Annotated in this window: 19 protein-coding genes and 1 pseudogene; 14 read left to right on the forward strand and 6 right to left on the reverse strand. The window is 59.4% G+C overall.

Annotated features, from left to right (window positions below):
- Window positions 1–138: 138 nt before the first annotated feature.
- Together ACN0X0_RS19455 and ACN0X0_RS19460 are read right to left on the reverse strand one after the other, a co-directional pair.
- Complete coding sequence (locus ACN0X0_RS19455; protein WP_417264196.1) at window positions 139–492, reverse strand: Hpt domain-containing protein; 354 nt, start codon at window positions 490–492, stop codon at window positions 139–141.
- Between the two features lie 56 nt (window positions 493–548).
- Window positions 549–1520 (reverse strand): response regulator, encoded by a 972-nt coding sequence (locus ACN0X0_RS19460; protein ID WP_417264197.1) that lies wholly within the window; start codon window positions 1518–1520, stop codon window positions 549–551.
- 247 nt (window positions 1521–1767) lie between these two features.
- Here ACN0X0_RS19460 and ACN0X0_RS19465 point away from each other — a divergent pair, with 247 nt between their 5' ends.
- Complete coding sequence (locus tag ACN0X0_RS19465; RefSeq protein WP_417280541.1) at window positions 1768–2157, forward strand: response regulator; 390 nt, start codon at window positions 1768–1770, stop codon at window positions 2155–2157.
- A gap of 179 nt (window positions 2158–2336) precedes the next feature.
- On the opposite strand, the gene ACN0X0_RS19470 is transcribed toward ACN0X0_RS19465, so the two are convergent.
- Together ACN0X0_RS19470 and ACN0X0_RS19475 are read right to left on the reverse strand one after the other, a co-directional pair.
- Window positions 2337–4928, reverse strand: coding sequence for an ATP-binding protein (locus ACN0X0_RS19470; protein WP_417280542.1), 2592 nt, complete (start codon window positions 4926–4928; stop codon window positions 2337–2339).
- Window positions 4929–4948: 20 nt separating this feature from the next.
- Window positions 4949–5416, reverse strand: a complete 468-nt coding sequence (locus ACN0X0_RS19475) for a molybdopterin-dependent oxidoreductase (RefSeq protein ID WP_417280543.1) — start codon at window positions 5414–5416, stop codon at window positions 4949–4951.
- Between the two features lie 237 nt (window positions 5417–5653).
- Here ACN0X0_RS19475 and ACN0X0_RS19480 point away from each other — a divergent pair, with 237 nt between their 5' ends.
- The 11 genes and pseudogenes from ACN0X0_RS19480 to ACN0X0_RS19530 all read left to right on the forward strand — a co-directional run bounded on the left by ACN0X0_RS19480 (window position 5654) and on the right by ACN0X0_RS19530 (window position 23125).
- On the forward strand, window positions 5654–6274 hold the full coding sequence (locus ACN0X0_RS19480; RefSeq protein WP_417280544.1) for a response regulator transcription factor: 621 nt from the start codon (window positions 5654–5656) through the stop codon (window positions 6272–6274).
- 279 nt (window positions 6275–6553) lie between these two features.
- Window positions 6554–7060: a hypothetical protein gene (locus tag ACN0X0_RS19485; RefSeq protein WP_417280545.1), complete on the forward strand. Its 507-nt coding sequence runs from the start codon at window positions 6554–6556 to the stop codon at window positions 7058–7060.
- Between the two features lie 58 nt (window positions 7061–7118).
- Window positions 7119–9725, forward strand: coding sequence for a hypothetical protein (locus ACN0X0_RS19490; RefSeq protein WP_417280546.1), 2607 nt, complete (start codon window positions 7119–7121; stop codon window positions 9723–9725).
- Window positions 9726–9908: 183 nt separating this feature from the next.
- The gene (locus ACN0X0_RS19495; protein WP_417280547.1) at window positions 9909–15524 is read left to right on the forward strand and encodes a hypothetical protein; all 5616 of its coding nucleotides are present in this window, start codon (window positions 9909–9911) and stop codon (window positions 15522–15524) included.
- A 203-nt stretch (window positions 15525–15727) separates the two neighbouring features.
- Window positions 15728–16465, forward strand: coding sequence for a hypothetical protein (locus ACN0X0_RS19500; protein WP_417280548.1), 738 nt, complete (start codon window positions 15728–15730; stop codon window positions 16463–16465).
- Window positions 16466–16864: 399 nt separating this feature from the next.
- A complete protein-coding gene (locus tag ACN0X0_RS19505; protein ID WP_417280549.1) occupies window positions 16865–18025 on the forward strand; it encodes a calcium-binding protein in 1161 nt (386 codons plus the stop codon).
- A pseudogene (locus tag ACN0X0_RS19510) lies at window positions 17971–18195 on the forward strand (calcium-binding protein); the annotation flags it as partial. The gene ACN0X0_RS19505 and the pseudogene ACN0X0_RS19510, both read left to right, overlap by 55 nt.
- Window positions 18196–18213: 18 nt before the next feature.
- Window positions 18214–18648, forward strand: coding sequence for a hypothetical protein (locus tag ACN0X0_RS19515; RefSeq protein ID WP_417280550.1), 435 nt, complete (start codon window positions 18214–18216; stop codon window positions 18646–18648).
- Window positions 18649–19043: 395 nt separating this feature from the next.
- Entirely contained in the window at window positions 19044–20342 is a 1299-nt protein-coding gene (locus ACN0X0_RS19520) for a cytochrome c (protein WP_417280551.1), read from the forward strand.
- A 19-nt stretch (window positions 20343–20361) separates the two neighbouring features.
- Window positions 20362–20835 (forward strand): (2Fe-2S)-binding protein, encoded by a 474-nt coding sequence (locus tag ACN0X0_RS19525; protein WP_417280552.1) that lies wholly within the window; start codon window positions 20362–20364, stop codon window positions 20833–20835.
- Window positions 20828–23125, forward strand: a complete 2298-nt coding sequence (locus ACN0X0_RS19530) for a molybdopterin cofactor-binding domain-containing protein (protein ID WP_417280553.1) — start codon at window positions 20828–20830, stop codon at window positions 23123–23125. The genes ACN0X0_RS19525 and ACN0X0_RS19530 overlap by 8 nt, the downstream gene beginning before the upstream one ends.
- 53 nt (window positions 23126–23178) lie before the next feature.
- On the opposite strand, the gene ACN0X0_RS19535 is transcribed toward ACN0X0_RS19530, so the two are convergent.
- Together ACN0X0_RS19535 and ACN0X0_RS19540 are read right to left on the reverse strand one after the other, a co-directional pair.
- Window positions 23179–23751: a nucleotidyltransferase family protein gene (locus tag ACN0X0_RS19535; protein WP_417280554.1), complete on the reverse strand. Its 573-nt coding sequence runs from the start codon at window positions 23749–23751 to the stop codon at window positions 23179–23181.
- On the reverse strand, window positions 23748–24716 hold the full coding sequence (locus ACN0X0_RS19540) for an XdhC family protein (protein WP_417280555.1): 969 nt from the start codon (window positions 24714–24716) through the stop codon (window positions 23748–23750). The genes ACN0X0_RS19535 and ACN0X0_RS19540 overlap by 4 nt, the downstream gene beginning before the upstream one ends.
- A 33-nt stretch (window positions 24717–24749) precedes the next feature.
- Between ACN0X0_RS19540 and ACN0X0_RS19545 the strand changes: the two genes are divergently transcribed.
- Window positions 24750–24878, forward strand: coding sequence for a hypothetical protein (locus ACN0X0_RS19545; RefSeq protein ID WP_417280556.1), 129 nt, complete (start codon window positions 24750–24752; stop codon window positions 24876–24878).
- A 3-nt stretch (window positions 24879–24881) separates the two neighbouring features.
- On the forward strand, window positions 24882–25286 hold the full coding sequence (locus ACN0X0_RS19550; RefSeq protein WP_417280557.1) for a DUF6915 family protein: 405 nt from the start codon (window positions 24882–24884) through the stop codon (window positions 25284–25286).
- Window positions 25287–26420 lie beyond the last annotated feature (1134 nt).

Consider the following 26420-nt stretch of genomic DNA (forward strand, 5'->3'; position numbering starts at 1 on the left):
CGTTCGGATAGGGCGTCGGTGCGATCGAGATGTGGGAGGCGCGCAGGGTGTTTGGCGCAGCACTATGTGCCACACTGAATTGATATTGCTCCGTTTCTCAAAGATTGAGTGCCTCAAGTTTTTGAGAAACGCTTTAGATCATATCTCGTCGAGAATGGCGTCTTCCATCAGGTCGAGCAGATCGTCTATTTGGAATGACAGGCTTTCGGATTGGCTGGGTGTGAATTTTGTAATGTCATGATGGATTTTGCCAGCACACTCACCGATTTCAGGATAGCCTACGGTCGCGGAAATGCCGCTTAGGCGATGGGTCACAAATGCAAGATCACCCAAGGCGTCTTTGTCTACATCGCCGTTCTTGATCAGGGTTTGAATCGCCTCGATTGTTGTAATCTTTTCCGGCAATTCCAAGAGGAACCGCTGTCTTGTACGACCGATGGCATCCGCCAGTTTTGACGGCATGGAAGCGTCCGAAGGAAATTTGTTCACCATATACGCCTCCAAAAACAGAAATGCAGGATCAGTACTGATACCAATCCTGCGCAAAGTCACGCGATAAGGAAAGGGAGGTCGAACTTCTTCGATACGCTTTTGATTGTGGTGACCTGAGCAAGTGCACGCGAAATCATGCGTTGAGGCGAGGTGTCGAATATCGACATTTTCGTTGCTTTGCCGACTTTAACATTGACGTCTTTTGGCGTCGTGTCACCTTCCGTCAGGCCAAATTCCTGCAACTTCATGGCGAGCGACAACTCAAGATCCGTCTCGTCGACCTGCAAGGCGCGCGGGAGAAGGGCAACGTATTGGCCGTTCCCAAGATATGAAATAATCGCCTCATAGCCTCGCAAGGTTTCAAAGAGCGCCTCTGCAACATCGGTCAGAATACCATGAAACTCAAGCGGTGTCGTAAGTGAGAAAAGGGTCTCAGGTGTTTCGATCTGAAACGCGATAGCTCCGAACATGAAGCGTTTGATCCGGGACAAACGATGCAGATAGTTTTCCAACTGGAGATTGCCGATGACCCGAGGCACATCGTAGATGGCAATCGGGTCGGCCAACTCAAAGCGCATGTCGTGCTCTTGATGATTCAGCCCGAGGCGCAACTCCTGTTCGCGCCGGGTGGCGTCCGTGGATCGTTTCTGTTCCGTGAACAATATCTGAGCGACGCGCAGTCTCGCGGCCAACTCGGTGGTGTCGATCGGCTTGGTGAGATAATCGGTCGCGCCGCGTAGAAATGCCGCATCGATATGCTCTTTATCTTTCATCGAGGTGAGCATGAGGATCGGCGTGTCCCGATAGGCCGGGAATGCGCGGAGATGGCCACACAGTTCAATCCCATCCATGCCCGGCATCTGGATGTCGAGCAGGATTGTCGAGAATGTGCGCCCAGAAAGCTGAACGAGGCTCAGGGCTTCCCGGCCACTCTGTGCGCATACAAAATCTTCGTATCCGAGAGAGGGCAGGATAGCACGCATCAGCTCCAAAATATTGTGATCATCATCTACCACCAAGAGAGTCATGCGTGTCTCCAGCTCGTCTTATTCTGAGGTGTCGTCGCTTTTGTTTCTTAAATCGCAACGCAATTCGGTCTTCCATCAACCTTAAGAAGAGAATTGTCTTCAAATTGGGTTAAATTGTGTCCAAAATGTGAAATTAATTTTTCCATTTCTGTGACTGAAAGACGACGATGGAATTGCTGTGGATATGTGGCGGTCAAAGCGAGGAAGTCTCTTGTGAGATGTGCCCCGAAAGATATAGTTCTATCCTATGAGAGAATTAAATCGCATCATGCATGTCGAAGACGATCCGGATATTCGGGAGATTACCCGGATGTCCCTTGAGCTCGTGGGTGGTTTCGATGTGGTTCAGTTTAAATGTGGCAAAGATGCTATCGACAGCCTGCCCTCTGAAGTACCTGATTTGATTCTCTTGGACGTTATGATGCCCATCATGGATGGGATGGAAACACTCAAGCGGCTCCGTCAGGTCGAGGCCTATGTCGATGTGCCGATCATTTTTGTGACAGCCAAAACATCGCGCGCCGATTTCGGGCATCTCAGAGCGATTGGTGCTCAGGACATCATCCTGAAGCCCTTTGAGCCGATGGAATTGCCGGAGCAATTGCGTGAAATCTGGAAGAATTGTGGCACTGCATAAACTGCGGCACGCTTCCCCGTTAAAAGACCGGCCACTCCTCCGGGGGGATAGGAGGAGTGGCCGGGGTTCGGACGAAACTCAAAGTTGGGAAATCGTCGTCCGAAGTCTGACGAGGGTGATTTCACCATATAGGATCATCCAGCTTGGTGTAGAGTTGCAAAAGCACAATGGCGCTATTCTTAAGTATAATTGGATGGCCCGGTGCGAAAAAAATCGTCAAACGCCGGGGCAAGCTCTGCATGTGCGTCCGGCAAAGCATCGACAAGATGCCTCGCCCCCTCGTCGTCCAGCGCATCGCATGCGATCTGTAGGTTCCGACACAATCGACTCAGTTTTGCAGCCCCGATCATACCGCTTGAGCCGGCCAGAGCATGCGCAAGTGCGCGCAAATCGGCCAGATCTTCGGCCTTGGCCATGTCGTCGATTTGCTCTGAGGCTTGAACCAGAAATTTTTCAACTCGCTCTCTGGTCTTTTCCAACCCAAGGATGTCGCATATCTCACCGATCTGATCGGTGTCGAGGATGGCATCCGATTCCGACGCAGTGTCGTTGGATTGTAGTTCTGCGCCCTCGCTGGACGATATGTCCTGTCGCGGTGTCGCGTATTGAGCCAGAACGTCACTGAGTATCGCCCGACGGATGGGTTTCTCGACAAAGCCTTCCATGCCGGCCGCCTTAAACTCCGCACGCTCTGCTGGCATGGCGTGGGCCGTCGCGGCGATGATCGGAGTCTGTCGGTTGATGCCGCCACTCGCTCGGATCATCCGCGTGGCCTGAATGCCATTGATGCTGGGCATGGAAATGTCCATCAGGATGGCATCGAAAGCCTCCTCTTCCGACAACGCAACCGCCTCTTGCCCGTTCTGGCCAATCACAACGCTATGACCCATCTTCTCCAGCATCGCCTTGAGAAGATCGCGGTTGAGAACATTGTCGTCCACGACAAGCAAATGCAGAGGCACCTGGTGCATCTCAGCGGGCTGGGGTGTGAAATCGTCCGCGTAATCCGTCTTGGTCTGGTGCATGGGCAGGCTGACGTGAAACACCGTTCCCTGCCCCAATTCGGACTCACAGGTGATGTCGCCATGCAGTCGTTTGACCTGGCGTTTGACGATCCCAAGACCCAGACCCGTCCCGCCCGTGCGTCGTTCATAGCGGCTATCGAGAGACACGAAATCCTCGAAAATGCGGTTGATGTCGTCTTTGGCGATGCCCGTGCCGGTGTCGCTGACTTCCAGGATCAGTTGCATGTCCGGCTCATTTGCCGCCGCATCCACCTTTTCGTAATGCGCGCTCAAGGTCACATCGCCGCCCGGAGAAAATTTGATCGCATTGCTCAGAAGATTGGCCATGATCTGTTGCAACGCGCGCGGGTCGGTCAAAACGCTTCGGTCATCAAGCCCGCTTTGGTCGAGATGAAGGTGCACGTTTGCACTGTCGGCAAAGGGTTGCATGGCGCCGATCATGGTCGCCGTCATCGCCGCAAGATCGACCGGCTCGAGCGTGATCCCCTCTTCCGTTTCGGCCTTTTCAATGGCCAAGACGTCGTTGATGTGCCCCATCAGAATATCGCCAGACGCCATGGCTGCCTTGAGATACTTTTGCTGATCCGCGTTCAGATCGCCAGAATCCAAAAGCTCGAGCGCCGCGATAATGCCATTCAAAGGCGTGCGCATTTCATGACTCATCATGGCAAAGAAACGCGATTTCTCGCGGTAGGCCGACAGAGCCTCGTCGCGCATCTGGAGGATTTCGGCTTCCCTTTCTTTGCGCTCCGTGATGTCACGAATATATGCAACAAAGAGATTTCGATCACCGCCCTGAACAAGAGACGCCGCGATTTCGACTGGGAATTCACGTCCCGTGCCATCGACCATCTCATATTCCAGAACGCCTTTGTCGGCGATGCTGGTCACGCCGGTTTCGCGAAAGTTCTTAAGATAAAATCGAAACTGCTCTCTGAGACGATGCGACACAAGGATGTCGGGCAAGGATGCGCCAAGCAAACTCTGCCGAGGAATGCCGAAAACGGTTTCCGCGGAGCCGTTCAGATCGACGACTCGACCGTGGTCGTCCACCAATAGCACCGCGTCAATGGCAGAACGCAGCATGGTTTCCAGCCGCGCCTCGTTCTCCGTGGCTTTTTGCGTCGCGATCCGCAGAGATTTGGAGCGTTGCGAAAGCACGTAAATCGCGCTGATCAGGAAAAAAGCGACGAGCCCCAGCACGTAAATCAGGGTCTTGATATAAAAGCTGACCTGTTCGCGCTGCGCTTCCGAGCGTTCCGCATGTATCTTGATCGAGGCGATGGCCACCTCGCGCGGCACATTGCTCATGTCATGCAAGGTTTCCGACAGATCGCCCAATGCATTACGCAATTCTGCGTCGCTGCCGTCGATCGCGGGGATGAACCGGTCGAGCGTCGTGAGCAGTTCCGAGACGCCGTTGACATCATCTGCGGCATTGAGATGCATCGTATTGGCCAGTTTCACCCGGCTGTAGAATACATCAAAGCGCGCGCGCAGGGCGGCGTAATCCGCACTTTCGCCAAATTCGACCCGATGTAGTTCGGACATCAGCTTGAGATATTCTACCTCAAGTTGCGAATAGGCCCAGCCTCGCTGGTCCTGACGCGCGGTTTCGATCTCGTCCAGTTTGGACCAGATGGAGAAGGCGAGAAATCCGCCGATGGCCAGAGCCAGCACAAGGCATAGCAACCAGCCCCGGTAAATCCAGGTGTTTTTCATGGCATGATCGAAGCTCTGCTGCATGTCCCCCGCGTAGCGGAGAGTTACTCGAAAGTCACGCGGTCAAGTTGCCAGATCGCGCGGCTGTAGTAGGTTTCCGATTGGTATTCCGGGGTGTCGTCAAACGGGTAAATGACCCAAAGCGGTCCTTTGTCGCGGCGCGACATCTCCTCGCCGTTCATTTCATAGGCGATGATCGGGCCACCCTCGACCGCGTCGGACACTGGGATTTCGACCTTGTAATCATTGATCGCGATGGCGCCCATGGTGCCTTCGCTCACCTCGAAATGTGCAGTGAAATCGGCGAGAGACACACCGGTAAAGGTGACGGCGCCACCTTCGGTCCATTGAGTCACGGTCTCAAAGCTGGTCGCGGGCATCGCTTTGAGTTCTGCCATGGTCAGGGCGGTCTCCTGCCCGTCTTTGGTGACGGTCAGAACGGTGTCTTCGGCAAAGGCCCCCGAGGCGATCAGCGTGGCGGCGGTCAGAGCAGAGGCGAAAAGATGTTTCATGTGGGTCTCTCTCGTTAAACGGGTGTGAACTGTCTGAGAGGATACTGCCCGGTCCCTTTCTGTCTTTCCAGAAGGCAGAAGAACAGGCAGACTATGCTTTAGGATATAAGAAAAACGCATTCGCCTAATACGTGTAAATTAGCGTTGTCAGAAACTGGTCTTCATGGAAGGAAGACTTGACCGACTGGTAAGCATCGCACTGCGGATGTGTAGAGTTATGAATAAAGAGGGTAGGAGATGACTTTAAGGATATTGATTGCCGACGATCACGATCTGGTCCGGGAAACACTTGCGATGTTTCTCGATGCGGATGGATCGACCGCAACCATCGCCGCAAAGGATTTGCCCGAGGCGTTGGACAAAATGAAAAGCGAAGGGCCCTATGACCTTGTGCTTCTGGATTACTCCATGCCGGGGATGAAGGGGCTTGAGGGTCTCGAAAAAGCGCTTGCCGCCAATGAGGGCAAACCCGTCGGGCTGATTTCCGGCACGGCGACGCGGCTCATTGCCGAACAGGCGCTTGAGGCCGGGGCTGCGGGGTTTTTGCCGAAAACCCTGCCCGCGAAATCGCTGATCAACGCGGTGCGCTTTATGGCGGCGGGCGAGGTCTACGCTCCGGTGAGTTTCATGTCTGGCAAGGACGACCCCGAGGAAACCGATTTCGAACGCGATCTCTCGGAGCGCGAGAAACAGGTGCTGCGGGGCCTGATGGCGGCCAAGTCGAACAAGGAGATCGCCCGCGATCTCGACCTTCAGGAAGTGACGATCAAGCTGCATGTCAAAACGCTGTGTCGCAAGCTCGACGCGAAAAACCGTACGGATGCGGCCATGATTGCCCGCGACGCGGGATTCGTCTGACCGCCTCCTGACACATCCGAGATTTCTGAAAACGCACACGCCACACCGGCGGGTGCGTTTTCTTTGGGGTCAAGGGCTTATGAAACGGAATAGTCTCCCCTATCCGCCCTGACTGACCCGCCTATCCCTACGGATAGTCCCCTGCCCTCCCGACAGTTTTCTTAGCCCTGTGCGCCAATGCATGGGCTGCTGCCTCCCGCAATGATGGCTGCATCACCGTCCGCAGATCGCGGGCCGATGCGCAATCGCCGGGAGACCGGCCACAAGGGAATGTCGCTCATGACCCTCACATCCTATCTCAGCCCGCTTGTCGCGGGGCTCACCCTGAGCCTGTCGGCCGCGCCTCTGGCCGCCGACGCGGTCGAAAGTCACCTGTCCTTTCTCGTGGTCGAAACCGCCCAGGACGGCACGGAGGCGCTCACCGAGCGCGCCGAGGTCAAGCCGGGCGAAGTGATCCACTACGCCCTGTCGCACGAGAACACCACGGACACCGAAATGCAGGGGCTCATCATTGCCGCCCCTGTGCCCGAGGGTCTGACCCTCACAACCGACGGCGCAAGCACCTCCGTGCCCGCCGTCTTCGAGGTCCAGGCCGATCTCGATCCCGAACTGGAAGGGCTGGAATGGTCCACCCTCCCGGCGATGCGCAAAGTTGTCGATCCAGATGGCACCCTGCGCGAAGAAGAGCTCCCCTTTGAGGAGGTCCGCGCCGTGCGCTGGTCTCTGAGCGAGGGGCTCGAAGCGGGCGAAATCGCCCTCAATACCTATCGCGTTCGCGTCAACTGATCCGTCTTTTCGGGTCATTTCCACCACAACTGAAACCCCTCGAATAAGGTAACTCAACGTGTCCTATCACTCTAAATTCATGCGTACGGCCAGTGCCGCGGCGGTGGTCTCCGTCCTCGGAACCGCCGCCTTCGCCGCCGCTCCCGAAGCGGGCGCGGTCATCGGCAACCAAGCCGTGGCCACCTATCAAAACTCTGCCGGTGACACGATCACCGTGACCTCGAACACGGTCGAAACCGTGGTCCAGCAGGTCGCGGGTGTCACCCTGACCTCCGACAACTCGGAAACCATCGCGCCGGGTGGCAAAGCCTTCCTGCCGCATGTCATCACCAATGACGGCAACGGCACCGACAGCTTTACGCTCTCCGTCATCGAGACCGACAGCGGCACCCTCGACACCACCAACCTCGTGTTCTACCCGGACGCCGATATGGATGGTGTGGCCGACAGCTCGACCCCGATCACCTCCACCCCGGTTCTGGCCGGTGGCGAACAGTTCGGTGTCGTGATCGAGGCGAGCGTGGCCTCCACCGCCACGGGCTCCGACACGCTGACCGTGACCGCGACCTCCGCACTTGACGGCACTGTGACCTCGGTCAACACCGACACGCTCACCATCTCCACCGACGCCATCGTCGAGCTGGTCAAAAAGATGACCGTTGATCCGGGCATCAACGGCATCGTGGATGCGGGCGATGAAGTGACCATCACCCTCACTTACTCCTCCACCGGTCTGACGGCGGCGAACAACTACTCCGTTCAGGATATCCTCGATGGCGATCTGACCTTTGTGCCGGGCTCCGCTGTCTGGTCCGACGCCTCTGGTGCACTGGATGATAACAACACCCCGACCACCGTGGATGCGACCAACGGCGTAGGCGAGACCATCGCCTGGGATTACGACGACGCGCAAACCGTCGGCTTTACAATCTCGTCGGTCGGTTCGGGCCGTTCGGGCAGCGTGACGTTCAAGGCCACCGTGGCCGCGACCGCGCAGGCCGGGATCATCGCCAACACCGCCACGCAAGACGTGAACGGCACCGCCTTCCCGAACTCCAACACTGCGCAGATCACGGTTGACGAACAATATGCCGTCGCCGTGGCCGATACCGCGATCAACCCGGACCTCACCGCCAACACCGCGACCGTCTCCTCCACCGACGATGACGCAGCCAACAACGACGTGGTGACGGAAAGCGCCGATGTCTATCAGGGTGGCGTGATCAAGCATGAGTTCGTGCTGACCAACAACTCCAACGTCGCTGATAGCCTCACGGTCGATGTGTCCAACGTCGATTACCCGGCGGGCACCACCTTCCGCTTTGTCGGCTCTGACGGCGTGACGCCCATCGTCGGCCCGATCGGCCCGCTGGCTATTGGCGAAAGCACCACGGTGACCTTGATCGCTCAACTGCCTTCAGACGTAGCCCCGACCGCGACGACGGATTACACCGCCACCGTGACGACCACCTCCGAGGGCTCCGGCGTCTCCGACACCTCCACCGCCGAGTTCACCGGCGCGGTTCTGGCCGCCGCTGTCGATCTCGAAAACGCGGTTGTCGGCTCCGAGGGTGACGGCGCGGCGCCGACCAACGGCGGTCTGCCCTGGGTCACCACCGCGACCGATCCGGGCGCACCGGTCAGCTTTGAGATGCTGGTCGAAAACAATGGCCCTGTGTCCGACACCTACACGCTGTCTCTCGGCACGCCGTTGCCCGATGGCTGGACGGTTGAGTTCCAACTGGCGGATGGCACGGTCGTCTCCAACACCGGCACCATTCCGGCGGGCGGCTCCGAGACGATCTTTGTGATTGTCACCCCGCCTGAGGACGCGCTTCCGGGTGATACGCTGATCGACATCAACGTCGCCTCCGCGGTCTCCGGCCAGTCCGACAGCATCACCAACCAGGTGGCGGTGAATGAGATCTACAACGTCGAGATCATCGAAGATCAGACGGTTCAGGCCTCTCCGGGCGGTGTCGTCGACATCCTCCACACCGTGACCAACACCGGCAACGTCACCATCACCGATGGTGGGATCTCCGAGAGCGGTCTCTCCGGTTTCTCCGGCGCGATCTTCTATGACGCCAACGACAACGGTGTGCTCGATGCGACCGATCCGGTTGTCGACAACTTCAACGACATCGTGGGCGGTCTCGCCCCGGGTGACAGCCTCTCGCTGATCTACCGTGTTCAGACGCCGTCGACCGCAACGGTCGGTGTGTCCGAGATCGGCACGATCACGCTCGATGCGACGCTCAACGGCACTGAGACGGATGCGGACGCCACCGACAACGCGGCCTCCGACACGATCCAGATCATCTCCGGTGACGTGACGCTGACCAAGTATCAGTACATCGATGCGAATTGTGACGGCACGGTCGGCACCTTTACCAAGACCCGTCTCGACGTCGAACCGGGCCAGTGTATCCGCTACCTCGTCGAAGCCGAAAACACCGGCTCCTCGCCTGCGGACAATGTGCTGATCAACGATGCGGCGCCTGCCTACACCTCGATCACCAACTGTGGTGGTGCGTGTGGTGAGACGCTCGTCCCCGGCACTGCCACGGCGACGATCAGCCCGACGGGTGTGAGTTCCTCGCACGGGACCGTGCTTCCGGGCTCCATCGCCTCCATCGAGTTCACCGTTCAGGTGGATCAGTAACCCCAGCATGCGCCCCCGCTTGTCTCTCGCTCTCTCCTCGGCGGGGGCGCATTTTCCCTCACTCTCATTCGACGGACGGACCAGATGCGCGGTTTTTCTCAGACGTTGAATGTATGCGCTCCCCGGATTGCCGCTGTTGTCGCATGCGCTCTCTCTTTCTCCTCTCCTGCCGACGCAGGATCCGTGCCCGCCGGCACCATGATCCGCAATGTCGCGGAAGCCACATTCTTCAACCCCGCCCTCGGGATTGAGGAGACCATTTATTCCAACGCTGTTGAGGCTCTTGTCGCGGCCGTTCCGGCGCTTGAGATCTCCGGCACCTCCGAACTTGCCCTGTCACGGGGCGCGATCGGTCAGTATTATTTCGACGTGGAAAACACAGGCAATGTCGCGCTTGAGGCCACCGTGTCGATCTCTGACGTGTCCTACGCGGATATGACCCGCAACGGGCGTCTCTATCTCGACGTGAACGCCAATGGCGTGATCGACAGCGCCGATCTTCCGATCACGGCCCCTCTGGCTCTTGCTCCCGGCGAACAGGCCCAGTTGATCTATGAATTCAATGTTGCGACCGAGGCCCCGACCGGCACGGTCCTGACCTCTGAACTGTCGGCCACCGCGGTCAGCGATCAGGTCGCCGATGTGCCGGTGAGCGGATCGGGCAAAGGCATCACGCATCTGATGTCCGCCACGCTGGAACTTGAAAAGACCCAGGCCGTCGCGCCGGGCCCCGAGGCCGACCGCCTCACCTACACCCTGCATCTGCGCAACAATTCCGACGCGGATCTCGCACCCTATGGCGCGATCGACGGCGCGGCGCTCCGTATCGACGGGACAGAGGTCTCAGGCGTGCTTTTGCGCGATGAGATCCCGCTCAACACCCAATTCGCGGCCCCTGTCAGTGCGGGCGGCATGGTGGCGCTCTATCACCTGCGGGGGGCGGAGCTGCACGACTATGTCACCGCCCTTCCTGCCGATCTGAGCCAGATCGACGCGGTCGCCTTTTTCCACGACGGCAGTTACCCGGCGGGATACGCCAGCGATCCGTCCTTTTCCGTGTCCTCCGAAGTGGCGCTTGGCGCGATTTCCATCGAGAACACCGCCCATGTCGGCCTGACCGAGACGCTCGATCTGGCCTCGAACACCACCGTTTACGCCCGCGACGCGGAAGCACTCATGGGATTTGTCGATCCGGACACAGGCGCGGAGATGAGCTTTGGCGAGATGGGCACGGATACCTCGCTCACGCTTTGGGCCGGGGCCTGTAATGCCTCCACTGGGATCGACACGGTCGAGATCACCCTGACCTCCCTGCGCACGGGCGATGTGGAAACCGTCACCGCGCGGGAGACCGGCGCGAACACCGGCGTGTTCACCACCACGGATATTCCTCTGGTGCAGATGGACCTGCCGCAGCCACAGGATGGGGTCATGGCCACCAGCAATGGCGACCAGATCATCGCTCTGGCGGACTGTGGCACGGGACGGCTTGAGGATACGCTTTGGGTGAACCCCGGCAACTTCCTGTTCAACTCCGTCACCAATGCACCGATTGCCGGGGCGATGATCACGCTGATCGATGCCAACACGGGCATGATGATGGGCTCCTCTGTCACCGATGCTCAGGGCTTTTTCGCCTTCGATCCCGAGGCAGAGGGCATGATGGCCTATCGTCTCGTCGGCGCGGAGGCCTGGGTCTACCCCTCTGAGCGGGTCGATTTTCCGGGCTATGGCCGGATCGTGACGGAGGCGGGTTATGGCGAGGCGTTCGCTCACACCGGCGGCTATCCGATGGTCTCTGACATTCCGGTCGATCCCTATTACGGCACGCCTCTGGCGCTGGACAAATCCGTGAGCCGGACCGAGGTCGGCATCGGGGAATTCGTGACCTATACGCTCGATGTGACCAACAATATGTATCAGGCGCTCATGCACACCGTGCTGATCGACAGCCCGGCGCAGGGTCTGGTTCTGGTCAAAGGCTCTGTGCGCTTTGACGGCGCGCCGCTGGCTGATCCCGTGCGCGACGCGGCGGGGGATCTGAGCTTTGCTCTCGGCACGCTTGCGCCGCTTACCAGCTATGAGTTGAGCTACACGATGCAGGTCACGGCCGCGACAGGCGAGGGCGACAAGGTCAACAGCGCGCTCTATTCTGGCTATCAGGCGGGCACAGGCACGCCGCGCACCTCGCCTCTGGCGCGGGCCGTGCTGCGTGTCGACAATTCGGGCGGCGTGTTCTCGCGTGAGGGGACCGTGATTGGCTCCGTCTTTATGGATTGCGATGGCGACGGGCTGCGCGAAGGCGCGGATGAGCCGGGCATTCCGGGCGTGCGCATCGTCACCGATCAGGGCCTCACCGTGGTCACCGATGCCGATGGCAAATATTCGCTCTACGGCCTCTCCCCCGTGACCCATGCTTTCCTCGTGCAGCCCGAAACCCTGCCCGTGGGCACCTCTGTCGCGATCACGCGCACCAACGATCTGGGGCGTGGTGGCTCCCGCCTCATCCCGCTCAAAAAGGGTGAACTGCGGGCCGAACATTTCGCCGTAGAGGCCTGTACCCCCGAGGCGATGACAGAGATCGACGCCCGCCGCGCCTGGTTTGCCGAAAACGCCACCACCGAGGCACTCACCGCCGCCGATCTGCCGCTGGTCGGCAGCCGTCCGGCAACGCGCTCGGCCCGCACAGAGGCCGGGATTGCCACCAAAACCCAACTCTCGCCCGAGAAACTCGCGCGTCAGGCGGAGGCGCAAGAGGAGGCGGTTCTCACGCAGAAAGCCCAACGTGCGCAGGCCGCCGTGCCTTTGGCCGAGCTGATGAAAAGCCTCGATAACACGGCCGGGTTCATCGGGATTGAGGACGGCCAAGTGATGGATCGCCGCACTCTGTCCTTGCGCGTCAAAGCCAATATGGCGCTGAGCCTCACCCTGTCGGTGAACGGGCGCGAGATTGGCGCGGACCGGATCGGTGAACGCGGCACGCTCGAGTCCCGTGACCTTCAGGCGCTCGAATATGTCGCCGTGTCTTTGCGCGCGGGGCTGAACACCCTGACGCTGGTCGGGCGCGATCCCTTTCGCATTGAGCGCGAGCGCGTTGAGATAACCTTGATCGCCCCCGGCGACCCGGTGCGGATCGAGATCCTCGCACCCGACACCGCAGGAGCCGATCCGACGACCCCCTTCCCCGTGGTGCTGCGTCTGCTGGACGCGCGCGGCCAACTGGTCCCCGCCTCTGCTGTGGTCACTTTGGACGCCCGCCGCGCACTCTGGGATGTTGAGGACATTCGCCCCGACACCCCCGGCCTTCAGGCTTTCATCGACAATGGCGAGGCGACCTTTGACGTCATCCCGCCGCAGGTTTCCGGGCCGGACACGCTCACCGTACGCGCAGGTTTTGACAGCGACAGCGTGAGCGTGACCTTCACCCCCAATCTCGATGAGCGCATTCTCATCGGGGTGATCGAGGGCGCAGTCTCTCTGGGTGGCTCTGGCAAGGGTACGCTTCTACCCGCCGATAAGTTTTCAGACTTTGAGGACACCACCACCGGCCTGCGCGGCTCGCTCTATCTCAAGGGCGTGATCCGAGGCGATGCGCTTTTGACCCTGCGCTACAATTCCGACCGCGACACCGAAGCGCGCCTGTTCCGCGATGTCCGTGGCGATGAATATTACCCGGTCTATGGTGACAATTCCGAGCGCGGCTATGATGCGCAATCCTCCTCGAACCTCTATGTGAAGGTCGAGAAAGGCCGCTCTTATGTGCTCTATGGCGATATCGACATTTCGCCCGAGGCCGAGGCGTTCAAGCTTGGCAAAATGGGCCGCGTGGTCACGGGGGCCAAGGCGCATTGGAGCGACGAGCGCACCTCTGTCACGCTCTTTGCCGCACGTACCTCCGCCACGCAAAAGATCGTCGAGATCGCCGGGCGCGGTGTTTCCGGCCCCTACACGATCGACCTCGATGGCTATGTCGAAGGGTCTGAGCGGGTGGAGATTCTCGTGCGCGATGAGGACGGCGGCGACATCCTGTCGACCGAGACCCTGCGCCGCGGCACCGACTATTTGTTGGATTTCTTTGCCAACACCATCACCTTCGATGCGCCGTTGCGTCAATTCGATGCCGATGGCAATCCGGTCTCCATCCGCGTGACCTATGAGGTTGAGGCGGAGGATGGGGAGCGCTACTGGCTCTATGGCGGCGAAGTGAACCACGCGCTATCTGAGCGCACCATGGTGGGCGCGCGTGTGGTCCATGCCGATGCCGAAAAAGGCACCGAGGCGCGGAGCCGTCTGGCCTCTGCCTATCTCACCCATGAGGCCCCGAATGGCGGCGAATGGGAGGCGGAGATCGCCCGCTCAGAGGACGCTCGCGGCGACACTGGCATGGGCGCGCGCCTGTCCTATGCCCGCGTGACCGAGGACAGCCGCTTTAGCGCTGAGGCGATCTACACCGACAACGGGTTCTATGCGCCCTCTGCGCTGACCGGCGCAGGCAAAACCCAGCTGCGGTTCTCTTATAGCAAAACGCTCGACAGCCGCTCTGACATCACCGTCTCCGGCGAGTACGATCACGACCGGATCAACGACAGCAGGCTGATGCGTCTCAACGCGCTCTATGCCCATCAGCTCAAGCCGCATCTCGGGATAGAGATCGGCGCGGAGATCGAACGCCGCGAGAGCGCGGGGGAGAGCGAAACGGAAACCGCCCTGCTTCTGGGGGCGCATTGGGTGCCGCAGGACCGCGACCACACCACGGTGAATGCCCGGCTGCGCTATCCGGTGACCGGCTCCGGCGCGCCGAAACTGACGCTGGCGCTGGCTTCCGAGCCGGAAAAGGGCTGGCAGGTCTATAGCGAAACCGAGCTGAGCTTTGACAAAGGCGCTGCGATCACCCGGTTCGCGCTTGGCTTCGACTATCGTCTGAACGACTGGCTGACCGGCACGTTCGATCTGAGCCAGGGTGCAGGCGCCGAGGCAACCACCTATACGCAGGGCCTCAACGCCGTGTGGAACCGCGACGAGTTCACGACCTTTACTTTCGACATCGAGCATTCGCGCGATCTTGAGACATCAAAGGCGAAACTGACCTCTGTCGCGCTTGGGGCGAAATGGCAGGCGCCGGACGAGAGCTGGGTCGGGGATGCCGATCTGGAGGCCACGTTCGAGCCCACCGGCCAGACCTATTACGCCAGCCTCGGCGTGGCAGGAAAACTCAGCGACGATCTCACCTTGTTGGGGCGCTCGCGTATCGCGCTTGATCAGCGGAATGGCGAAGATCACACCCGGATGCGCACCCGCATCGGCATGGCCTATCGCCCGCTCACCGATCCACGGCTTGAGGTACTGGCCTGGTACGAACATCGCCTCGACAAGAAATACGACCGCACCGAAACCCATATGTGGTCCGTCGATGCGGCCTATGAGGTCAGTGCCGATCTGCGTCTCAACGGCAAATATGCCGGGCAATATCAGAGCTACGCGCTCGATGATGTCGCCGCATCCAAGGCGCTCACGCAACTGGCGCAGGCGGGGCTGAACTGGGAATTCGGCGGGGATCGGTTCCAGATCGGGCTGAACGCAAGCCATCTTTGGGATGATGCGGGCAACACCGCCACGGGGCTGGGCGCGGAGATCGGCTATGTGATCTCGAAGGGAATGCAGATCGCCCTTGGCTACAACCACACGCGCGGGCGGGTCGCAAACCAGTCCGATCTTTATCAGGACGGGATCTACCTGCGCTTCAACATGCTTCTGGACAATTCCCTTTGGGATCGTCTGGACGGATTTCTCGGCAATTGAGCGACACGATTACCGGGAAAAGGCCGCCCCCCTCTGCGCATCCGGGGGGCGGCCGTTTTTATGAGATTTCGCAGAGCGATCAATACGAAGGGGCGCGGTGTCCTATCCTTTCGGACCTTCTCCCTGCCCCGACGCGCGCCCCAGTCTGATCGTGGAATCAGCCACACTTGGTCCAGTTCTCAATGTCGCAATGGAGACCAAGGATGTCGCTTTTTAAAACCGCTTTTACGGCCACGATATGCTGTAGCCTGTTGGGCTCGGCACTCTCTGCCGAGCCTGTGATGAATTTTTCCTACGAGGCGCTTCGGCCCATGCCGATGCTGTCCTATGAGCCGAAGGAGGATCAGACGTTTTATCTGTCAAAAGCCAGTGCCTCAACGGATGATCTGTCAACCGTCCGCACCTTCGTGCCCAAATTCGAGGGCAGCGCGACGGACAATCTCAAAACCCTGATCGCCAGTGTCGAGGCCGCGGCGGGCGGCTATGATGCGGTTGTTCACAGCGCCTGGAAAAAGCCTGCGAAACCCGCAAGTCAAATGACCATCGCGGAGATCTATGACTGGATCGAAGCCACGCCGCACCAGAACCACGCCATCGGACGCTATCAGATTATTCCGAAGACGCTGAGGCGTCTGGTGAGAAAAAGTGGATTGTCATTAACCACACGTTATTCGAAAACGACGCAGGATTTTCTGGCTGACATATTGCTCGAAGAGGCCGGATATTCGAATTTTCTCCGTGGCGGTCTGAGCCAACGCGGGTTTATGAACAATCTGGCGCGCATTTGGGCCGGGCTTCCGATGCCGTCCGGGCGGTCCTATTATCACGGCGTTGCGGGCAATCGCGCGGGGATGTCCTGGACCAGCTACAACCGCGCGATGACAGAAATTTTCAACGGAGCACCCAAGGAAGTGGCGCTGGCGGAAATTTTCCCCTTCTAACTCGTTCCCTGATGATTGCTTCTGACAACGCGCCAATTTTGGCGCGTTTTCTTTTGGCGATTTGCGCCGGTTCGAACGGACCAATAGCCCCTCCCTATGGACGCCACAGCGCACTTTCGTCCGGTATCATATCCCGAAGGATAGCGGCATTAACCATAGGCTTTCAGGACAGGCTTCAGGTCATTTTTAATACTGATTTCAGATGGTCCAAGCCTATGGATTTGGTCTGAGAACACAGGTGAAGAACGCGCAGACGTGTCGTTGCGTAGCGTTCATAATCCATTGAGCATTCGGATCAGCCTGACGTGGACTTTATTGAAATCGCAGGTCGATCTCCCGCCAGGACTCCGTCTTTGGCGCAGGGACAGATTGGCCGTCCTACAAGTTGGAGATGCGCAAATGAACATGACAGGCGTGACGATACTCACCGGGGGACGCGGAGACGATGTCATCAATGGCGACAACATGGGCTCTGTCTGGCTTGGAGGCTATGCAGGCGATGATGTGCTCTCTGCTCTGAATTCCAGCGGCATGAGCGGGCTTTGGGGCAATCGCGGCGATGATATCCTCATTGGCTCCGTGCCAGGCGAGGGACAGATTCACATGGGCGGTGCAGAAGGTAACGACCGCCTGATCATGGATGTCACAAACGAAAGCGGCTTTCAGGGTCATCACGTCTACGGCGGCAAGGGGGCCGACAGTTTCGAGTTCGTCAATACGGGGGACGCCAATGCCCCGATCCTCGGCCGGATTGACGATTTTGACGCCTCGCAGGACAGCATCTGGATCGATGGCAACGAGATCGACCTCTACAACCTGCCCGAGGGCGTCGAACTTGTGATGTATCAGGATCAGTTCTGGCTCAAGATCGGAGACAATATTCTCTACGGTCTCGAAGGTGCGCGTGATGGCGGCGAAGAACGTCACTTTGCTGCCTTCCCGGAAGATCTCGATGCTTTGGAACGTGTAGAGTTTGTCGATCACGTCAACTATGTGCCTTTCGAGTTGTTCGCCGATGAAGTCGAGGAGCTCAACGCGCTTTATGCATCGCATGCGGGTGTTGCGCAGGGCACGGATGGAAATGACTGGATATACGATTCCAATCTGGATCGCTTCGATGCGGACGGAAATCAAACAGCGACGGCGGACGGTGTTCTCTCAGGGGGCGCAGGCGATGATGTCATTGAGGGGGGCAAAGGCGATGATCGGATTTCCGGTGGCATGGGCGATGATCTGATCGCTGGCGGGCAGGACAATGACCGCATTTATGCGGGAGACGGCCATGATCAGGTCTGGGGCGGTAGCGAAGACGATTTTGTAAATGGCGGCCTTGGCGACGACCTGATTCATGGCGGTTCGGGTGAGGACCATCTTGTTGGCGCGGCTGGCAACGACCAAATCTGGGGCGACGGTGGGAATGATCGCATCGCCGGTCACAGTGGAAATGATGTTCTGCATGGGGGGCTGGCAATGATCGAATTTATGGCGGCAGGGGCAGCGATGAGATTTGGGCCGGAGAGCACAGGGATCTTGTCAATGGCGGCTCTGGCGACGATTTGATCCATGGCGAGGCCGGACATGATCGGTTGTTGGGCGGCTCTGGCAACGACGAAATTTACGGTGACGCAGGCCATGATCGCCTCTTCGGCCAAGACGGAGATGATACGCTCTCCGGGGGCGGTGGGCGTGACCGGATTTTCGGAGGTTCAGGCAACGACGAAATCGATGGCGGCTCAGGCCATGACCGATTGTTCGGAAATGCCGGTCAGGATGTGCTTTCCGGTGGTTCCGGTGATGATCTGCTGAGAGGCGGCGCTGGAGATGATGTCTTATCCGGCGGCGCCGGGGCGGATGTTTTCATGGGCGGTGAAGGCGCGGACATTTTTGCTTTCGCGGCAGGGGATCTCGAAAGCTGGGATGATCTGATTGGAACGCCCATGGAGCGTATGGAGCAACTGGACCGTATCGAAGACTTCGAAATCGGCACAGATCGCCTCTCTTTCGAGCAATATGATGGAATTGAGAGTGTGGATGATCTTAAGGCTTGGAAGGTCGAGGAGGACGAGGACGAGAACGTGATGTTCATGCTCCAGATTCCAGGAACGGATGAACGCATGTTGGTCGATGTTGACGATGAAACCGAGTGGGGCGATCTGATGGATGACGACAATTTTGTTTTCTAGTGGTTGTTCATGTGTGAGATGTAGAGAGTTGATCGGTGAAAACTGTCAAATGAGCCCTCGCGGAAACGCTTGTGTTCCCACCTCGCGGAGGCTCTGTTCAGCAAGAGCCCATAACTTTCAAGCCAGCCGCGAATATCGGTAGGCGGACATCGGGAAACTGAAGGGCGCAAGCAGATTATATCCGCTCTCATATCCCTCTCTGGAATGTAAAACCGGCCTCGTTCTGTCTCAAATTCGAGACAGTTCAGGTTGCGACTTTCGTCTCGATTTTATGTGGGGTGTGGCAATTTGTTCCATGCGGGCTAAATGGAGCGCTTCGAAAGGCCAAGATGTTTCCAAGCTACCCTTGTCGTTACACAGCCACAACATCAGACCCCAAAAGGTTCTTCAGAACAATGATCAAACGCATACTCACCGGTGGTGTCGCCCTCGCGGCTTTGGGCATTGCCGGTTTCGCGATCTACGCATGGCATCCGGCAATCGACCCGATCGAAACGCCCACCGCAGACAGCTTTGACGCCGATCAGATCGAACAAGGTCGTATTCTGGCCGCCGCCGGATATTGCGCCACCTGCCACACCGCCTCCGATGGTGCGCCCTATGCGGGCAACTATCCGATGAAGACGGATTTCGGCACCATCTATTCCACCAACATCACGCCTGACCGGGACACCGGGATCGGCACCTGGTCGGAAGAGGCCTTTGAGCGCGCCATGCGTGAGGGCATCGACCAGAACGGCGCACATCTTTTCCCCGCCCTGCCCTTCGATCACTTCACCAAAATGTCCGACGAAGACATCGCGGCGCTCTACGCCTATATCATGTCTTCCGTGCCGCCCGTGGCGCAGGAGCATCGCGACAACGACCTGCCCTTCCCACTTGACCAACGGGTTTTGCAGGCGGGCTGGAAAATGCTGTTCTTCGATGAGGGCCGCTATGAGGCCGATCCCGAGAAATCCGATGACTGGAACCGTGGCGCTTATCTTGTCGAGGGCGTAACACACTGCGGTGCCTGCCATACGCCGCGCAACGCGCTTGGCGCCGAGGACATGGACGAGATCTACGCAGGCGCTGCGATCGACGACTGGATCGCGCCGCCGCTGACCGCCGCGAACCCGTCGGGTGTCGCGTGGACCACCTCCGCTTTCTTCGATTATCTCAAAACCGGCTCGTCGCGCTATCATGGCGGCGCCTCCGGCCCGATGGCCCCTGTGGTCCACGCCGGTCTGCGCGAGCTGCCGGACAGCGATCTGCACGCGATTGCGGTCTATCTCGGCGACATGGTCGGCGCGCCCGAGGAAGACCCGGCCACCAATCCGGCCGTGATCAAATCGCTTGCGGCCGGCGTCCCACAACAGGACTATCGCGCCGATCAGGGCGAGCGTCTCTATGCCACCGCCTGTGCCTCCTGCCACTACAACAGCGAACAGATTGCTGCAGGTCGCCCCGATCTGGGCATCAACTCCGCCATGCGCCTCGATGACCCGACCAACCTCATCCATGTGATGCTTGAAGGCGTCAAAGCCGATCAGGGCATGGAAGGCGTGGTCATGCCCGCCTTCTCCACCCTGTCGGATGAACAAATTGCCGCCATCGCGGCCTATCTGCGCGCGAGCCGCACGGACAAGGCGCCTTGGGACGGCCTGGAACAGCACGTCGCCGAAATCCGCGCCCTTGGCGCGACGGCGCATTGAACGGATCGGGAGAAAGAGAATGACTCGTTTTACGATCAACGGAAAAGCGATTGAGGTCGATGTCGAAGAGGATACGCCCCTTCTGTGGGTGATCCGCGACGAGATCGGCCTGACCGGCACCAAATTCGGCTGTGGCGTTGGCATGTGCGGCGCCTGCACTGTCCACGTCGGCGGGCGCGCGACGCGCTCCTGCGTCACCCCCGTCTCCGCCGTCGACGGCGCGGAGATCACCACCATCGAGGGGCTCTCCGCCGAGGGCAATCACCCGGTGCAGACCGCATGGCGTGAGTTGAAAGTGCCGCAATGCGGGTATTGTCAATCCGGTCAGATCATGCAGGCCGCAGCCTTGTTGCAAGACATCCCCGAGCCGTCCGATGACGACATCGACGCGGTGATGACCGGCAACCTGTGCCGCTGCATGACCTATTCGCGCATTCGCGACGCCGTGCGCGAGGCCGCAACCGCAATGAAAGAGGAGCGGTCCAATGGCTAAGCTCAAACTCCCGCCCCGTGGTGAAGCCACCGCAGAACTGACCCGCCGCGGCTTTCTGATCTCCATGAGTGCCGCCGGGGCCGCCTTTGGGTTCCCGCGTGCAGGTCTGGCCGCGCCCGATGGCGTGCCGCCTGCATTGGCTGGCAACATCTATGAACCCTCGCTGTGGTATTCCATCGACGCCGATGGCAAGGTCAACGTCAACATCATCCGCGCCGAAATGGGCCAACACGTCGGGACGGCGATTGCCCGTATTCTGGCTGATGAGCTTGAGGTTGCCTGGGAAGATGTGCGCATCACCCATGTCGACAGCGCCGAAAAATGGGGTTTCATGGTCACGGGCGGAAGCTGGTCCGTGTGGCAAAGCTGGCCGCTTTACCGTCAGGCGGGTGCCGCCGGGCGTACCGCATTGATCGAAGCCGCCGCCGCGAAATGGGGCGTCGAACCCGCCGGCTGCGTGGCCCGCGAGGGGAAAATCACCTCTGGCGACAACACGATCACCTATGCGGAGCTTGTGTCCGAAGGCATCACCCGCAGCTTCACCGAAGACGAACTCAAAGCCCTGCCGCTCAAGCCGGTTTCTGATCTGCGCCTCGTCGGTAAAGAGGTCACCGCTCTCGACATCGCCAACAAGACCACCGGCAAAACCATCTACGGCATCGACGCGAAAATCGACGGCATGGTCTATGCCGCGCCGCTTTTGCCGCCGACCCGTCTGGGATCGTCCGTCACGAACGTCGACGACAGCGCCGCGCAATCGGTCAAAGGCTATGTCCAGACCCTGACCCTCGACGATCCGTCGGGCACGGTGCCGGGCTGGGTCATGGTGATTGGCGAAACCTTCATGGCGGCGCAGCGCGCGGCTCAGAAGGTCAAGGTCACCTGGGCTGCCGGTCCGACCGCCGATGTGACAGAGGCGCAGATTCAGGACCACGGACGCGAATTGATCGCCAACCCCGATGGCGGGTCCATCCTCGACACCGGCAACACCGACACGGGGCCTGTGTTCGACAGCGCCGCAGACAGCATTGAGGCGGAATATACCACCTCGACCGTGCTGCACTTCCAGATGGAGCCGCTCAACGCCACCGTGTTCCAGAATGCCGATGGGGTCTGGGAAATCCACACCGGCAACCAATGGCAATCGCTGATCCTGCCGACGTTGCAGGCGGCTTTGGGCGTCGAGGCGGACAAGATCGTCATGCGCACCTATATGCTGGGCGGTGGCTTCGGGCGGCGTCTCAATGGCGATTATGCCGTGCCCGTGGCGCTGGCGTCGAAGGCACTTGGTGGCAAGCCGGTGAAAATGGTGATGATGCGTCCCGAAGACGTGTTGTTCGACAGCCCGCGGTCGGCCTCTGTGCAGCAGCTCAAAATGGCGTTTGACGCCGAGGGCGCTGTGATCGGCATGGAGCATCACGCCACCGCGGGCTGGCCGACCGAGGTCATGGTGCCGTCCTTCATGCCCAAAGGCATCAACGATGAGCCCTATGATCCCTTCGCCATTGCGGGCGCCGATCACTGGTATTCCGTCGGGGCGCAAAAGGTGCGGGCGATTTCCAACGATCTGGCCAATGCCACCTTCCGCCCCGGCTGGCTGCGGTCCGTGGGGCCGGGCTGGACCAACTGGGCCGTGGAAAGCTTCATGGATGAGGCGGCGCATAAATTCGGGCGCGATCCGCTTGAGTTCCGTCTGAGCCTGTTCACTGCCGAAGGCCGCAACGCGGGCTCTGCTCCGAACGCCGTCGGGGGTGCGAAACGTCAGGCCGCCGTGGTTAAACGCGCGGCCGAATTGGCCGGATGGGGTGAGGATCTTCCCGCTGACACCGGGATCGGCATCGCCACCAGCTTCGGCCAGGAACGCGACATGCCCACTTGGGTGGCCTGTGCCGCCCGTGTGAAAGTGGACCGCGAAACCGGCGAGGTGACGGTCGAGAAACTGCATCTTGTGACGGATGCGGGCATCGTGGTCGATCCCGATGGCGCGCTGGCGCAGACCCAAGGCGCTGCACTTTGGGGCCTGTCGATGGCACTCTACGAGGGGACCGAGATCAAAGCCGGGAACGTGAGCGACACCAACCTCGACACCTACACGCCCTTGCGGATGATCGACACGCCGGAGATGGAGATCGAATTCATCGACAGCACAGAGGTGCCCGTGGGCCTCGGTGAACCGGCGACAACAGTGGTCGCTCCGGCCATCGGCAACGCGATCTATAACGCGGTCGGTGTGCGTCTGCGCTCTCTGCCGATGACACCTGAAAAACTCCGAGCGGCCCTCGCAGGCTGAGCAGGGCTTTTCGCAAAATGAAACCGGGGTGGCGGTCTGCTGCTCCGGTTTTTTTATGTTTTGCCTGCAAGCCGGGTCAAATCCTCCGGCGTATCAACATCCATCGAGGCGTCAGGCGGCAGGGGCACACGCTGAGGCTCCGGCAGATCGCGGATCAGGGCCCCTGCCCCGCGATCTCCTGTGAGCGCGCGGAGCTGGGCAAAGTATCGTGCCGGAAAGACCGCCGGGGGCAATGTTTTCTCTCCGTCGAAACTGGCCGCAGGGCCCGTTTCTCTCCGTTGCAAAAGCGTCTCCAGATGCGCCGAAGGCACGTTCGGCATATCGGCCAGCGAGACCAGCAAAAACGCCGCGCCCGCACGTTCTGCGACCTCTGTTCCGGCCCGAAGACTGTCGCTTTGCACAGGGGCGCCGCCCAGCAGGACGATCTCGTCAAATCCCGCCTGTCGAAATATCTCCCCGACCGCCGGGTCAGACACCACCGCGATCCGAAGATCGCACGGCGCATGCAACATCGTCTGACAGGCATGGGCGCAGAGCGGCAGTCCCCGGACGGGTGCGAGCAATTTGTTCGCTGCCCCGAACCGCCGCGACTGCCCGGCGGCCAGGACCAGCCCCGCGCAGATCAAGAGGCCTGCCGCGTCGAAGCGACACTTTGTGTGACAGCCGCGCTTTCGAAAGACAGCACTTCCGCCAGCACCGACACCGCCAGCGTACGCGGATCGCGGGTCGAGGGAATGACCCCGATCGGGCCTTTGATCCGCGCAAGATCGGCCTCGCTTACCCCCATGGCGCGGAGCGCCGCGATGCGGGTCGTGGCCGTGCGCAAGCTGCCCTGAGCACCGATGTAAAACGCCTCTGATTCAAACAGTTGCCGCAGAATTTCCGGCTCCCAGTCGTGGCTGTGAAAAAACATCGTGACAGCTGTGTACCCGTCGATCCCGATGTCCTTAGGTACAGTCGCGTTTGTGATCTGTCGGATGTTCAGGCCGGGGGCCTGGCGCTGCGCCATGCCCAGCGTGTCGGCATCCGGGGACAAAAGCACGCTGTCATACCCCGCCGCCGCCGCCATTGTGGCAAAAGCTGCCGCCTCCGTCCCTGCGCCGAAGATCACGAAACGCGTGTCGGGCAGCACATGTAGCCAAAGATCACTCCGCGCGCGCCTGTCCAGCACAATCGCACCGCGGTCCATGTCGAGCCCAAGCCACACCGCCCGGCGTTCCGAGATTTCCTCCCTTAGCCCGTCAAGCGCCAGCACATCGACCACCGGCATCAGGAAAATATCCAGCGACCCGCCACAAGGCAGCTGAATGTCCATGAACGGCGAGCCCTGCCCATACCGCAATTTGCGCGGTGTCCTCTCGCGCAACACCTGCGCGGCATGATGAGCCACATCGCCGTCGATACACCCCGACGACAGCGCCCCGAAACAGGTGCCATCGGCCATGACGATCATGCTTGCGCCCAGGGGCCTGAAGGACGCCCCACCCGTGGCCGCAATCACCGCCAACACACAGGACGGATCGCCTCCTGTGCGACGAGCATGAGAGATGGCGGAGGTGATGGGGAAATCGAAAGCGCGCACGTTAATCATGCCGTTGTTTTAGTCTGTCTGGTGCCGCCGACAATGCCGTTTTGTGTCTTCGTCGCAGAAATCCATGCGCCCGGCGCCCGGGCGCTTGAGACCGACAAGATCGGTGTCAACCACTTGAACCGCTATATCGAGACAGACGCCACCGAACATGAAGGGCTTTAACACATGGCACATCCCCTTCACCACGCCGAAAGCTCGGTTCGAAAATTTGGCGGTGTTCCAGATGATTACCAGCATGTGCATGATTGGTTTGACACATCCGAAGAGCACCTCGCGATTTTCACCCATCGCGCGCATCAGTTCGATAGTCTCGAGGCGTTCCTACGCGATCTTGCCGATGTCTCGGATCAAAGTGATCTCTCGCTGGACCAGCTGCGCGAACGGGCGCACCGCAAGGGGGGCCTTCTGACCGTGTTTTTCTACAATCATTTCGGTTTCGCCATGAACACCATTGGATTCCACTGCCCATGGGATTCCGGCCAAGTTGGTTATGTCTATGTGACGCTTGAGGCGGTTCGGAAGGAGTTCGGCGCGAAACGCGTCACAAAGGCTCTGCGCGAGAAGGCTTAAGACATCCTGCGCAGCGAAATCGTTAGCTACGATGCCTATCTCGGCGGGCGGGTCTTTGGCTATGTCATCGAGGCGGACGGCGAGGAGATTGAAGCTTGCTAGGGGTTCTCTTCTCCCGAGCGATCGACGGCGTACCCGTTTCGGATACGCAGGCCGCAAACAGCCCAAAACTTCGGCGAACTGGTAATGCGTCAAGCTGACAAGGGCCTACGCGACAGCGCCCACAACCCCATCCCCAGATTCTGGGGATAAGTTTCCGCTGCAGGGCGGAGATCAGCACTCCCATGAAAGAGCGAGAGGCAGGGCGGGAGGGGTGACCCCTCCCGGGCGAGAGAGTGCGCGCGGGGCTTGGGGCCAACCCTCAACCCCGGAGATTGCCGATGAACGCTCACCCCCATTCCGCCCCGCTTGCGCCCGAGCCCGAGGCCCCTGCCCGCCCGGAAGCCTCGCGCTTCGCCCACAACCTGATTCAGGCTGCAAGAAACCTCGTCATTCATCACCGTCAGAATGTCTTTATGAGAAAAAACACCCCAGTAGCTTTTCTCGAAATTTTCGTTGTTGATCTTGTGAACCGGACCTTCCTCACGAAGTTTCCGAAATGCATCGTGATGTGCGCCCGTTGCATACCATACAGGGTTCGACAAATTGTTATCGATACTTGACCAATCCATAGGCTCTCCTCCCCAGACAATCTTCTTTTTTGTGCTTCTCAGCTCCCATAAGTTCGTAACAGCGCCATCGAACATTGTCCTATGAAATGATTTCATCGCCATATAAAGGATGGGCATGACGTATAATAAGAGTTTGTTTTAAATATATTTCTTCTGATTCTTCATCCAAATAGTCAGGTGTTCCGCGCATCAGGAGGATTGAAAACCGGCGTCATGAATTGTCCGGCCAACGCAGTGGCGCGGGCCTAAATCGCACGCGAATAGTCAATCACCTGTGCGAGAACCCCGGCGGCCATTTCCTGAGAAGATCTTGCCTTTGGTACGTATCCGATGTCTGACGTCAGCGCCAATGGGACAGATTAGGCTGAATTGATAAGAGAGGGTTTCTGGCTCATCGTAACCATCAAGGAGTGAAGATGAGACAGAAACCCGGAACCAAACAGAGCCATGGCGAGAAGGTCGT

It is taken from the genome of Celeribacter sp., assembly GCF_048270365.1.
In the GTDB taxonomy this organism is placed as follows: Bacteria; Pseudomonadota; Alphaproteobacteria; order Rhodobacterales; family Rhodobacteraceae; genus Celeribacter.

Bases quoted from the DNA above. Each gene is read 5' to 3' on its own strand.
- ACN0X0_RS19475 (WP_417280543.1), bottom strand. From the start codon at position 5,416: ATGAAACATCTTTTCGCCTCTGCTCTGACCGCCGCCACGCTGATCGCC.
- ACN0X0_RS19500 (WP_417280548.1), top strand. From the start codon at position 15,728: ATGTCGCTTTTTAAAACCGCTTTTACGGCCACGATATGCTGTAGCCTG.
- ACN0X0_RS19530 (WP_417280553.1), top strand. From the start codon at position 20,828: ATGGCTAAGCTCAAACTCCCGCCCCGTGGTGAAGCCACCGCAGAACTG.
- ACN0X0_RS19520 (WP_417280551.1), top strand. From the start codon at position 19,044: ATGATCAAACGCATACTCACCGGTGGTGTCGCCCTCGCGGCTTTGGGC.
- ACN0X0_RS19480 (WP_417280544.1), top strand. From the start codon at position 5,654: ATGACTTTAAGGATATTGATTGCCGACGATCACGATCTGGTCCGGGAA.
- ACN0X0_RS19485 (WP_417280545.1), top strand. From the start codon at position 6,554: ATGACCCTCACATCCTATCTCAGCCCGCTTGTCGCGGGGCTCACCCTG.
- ACN0X0_RS19465 (WP_417280541.1), top strand. From the start codon at position 1,768: ATGAGAGAATTAAATCGCATCATGCATGTCGAAGACGATCCGGATATT.
- ACN0X0_RS19460 (WP_417264197.1), bottom strand. From the start codon at position 1,520: ATGACTCTCTTGGTGGTAGATGATGATCACAATATTTTGGAGCTGATG.
- ACN0X0_RS19455 (WP_417264196.1), bottom strand. From the start codon at position 492: ATGGTGAACAAATTTCCTTCGGACGCTTCCATGCCGTCAAAACTGGCG.
- ACN0X0_RS19545 (WP_417280556.1), top strand. From the start codon at position 24,750: ATGCCGTTTTGTGTCTTCGTCGCAGAAATCCATGCGCCCGGCGCCCGG.
- ACN0X0_RS19470 (WP_417280542.1), bottom strand. From the start codon at position 4,928: ATGCAGCAGAGCTTCGATCATGCCATGAAAAACACCTGGATTTACCGG.
- ACN0X0_RS19525 (WP_417280552.1), top strand. From the start codon at position 20,362: ATGACTCGTTTTACGATCAACGGAAAAGCGATTGAGGTCGATGTCGAA.
- ACN0X0_RS19505 (WP_417280549.1), top strand. From the start codon at position 16,865: ATGAACATGACAGGCGTGACGATACTCACCGGGGGACGCGGAGACGAT.
- ACN0X0_RS19540 (WP_417280555.1), bottom strand. From the start codon at position 24,716: ATGATTAACGTGCGCGCTTTCGATTTCCCCATCACCTCCGCCATCTCT.
- ACN0X0_RS19550 (WP_417280557.1), top strand. From the start codon at position 24,882: ATGGCACATCCCCTTCACCACGCCGAAAGCTCGGTTCGAAAATTTGGC.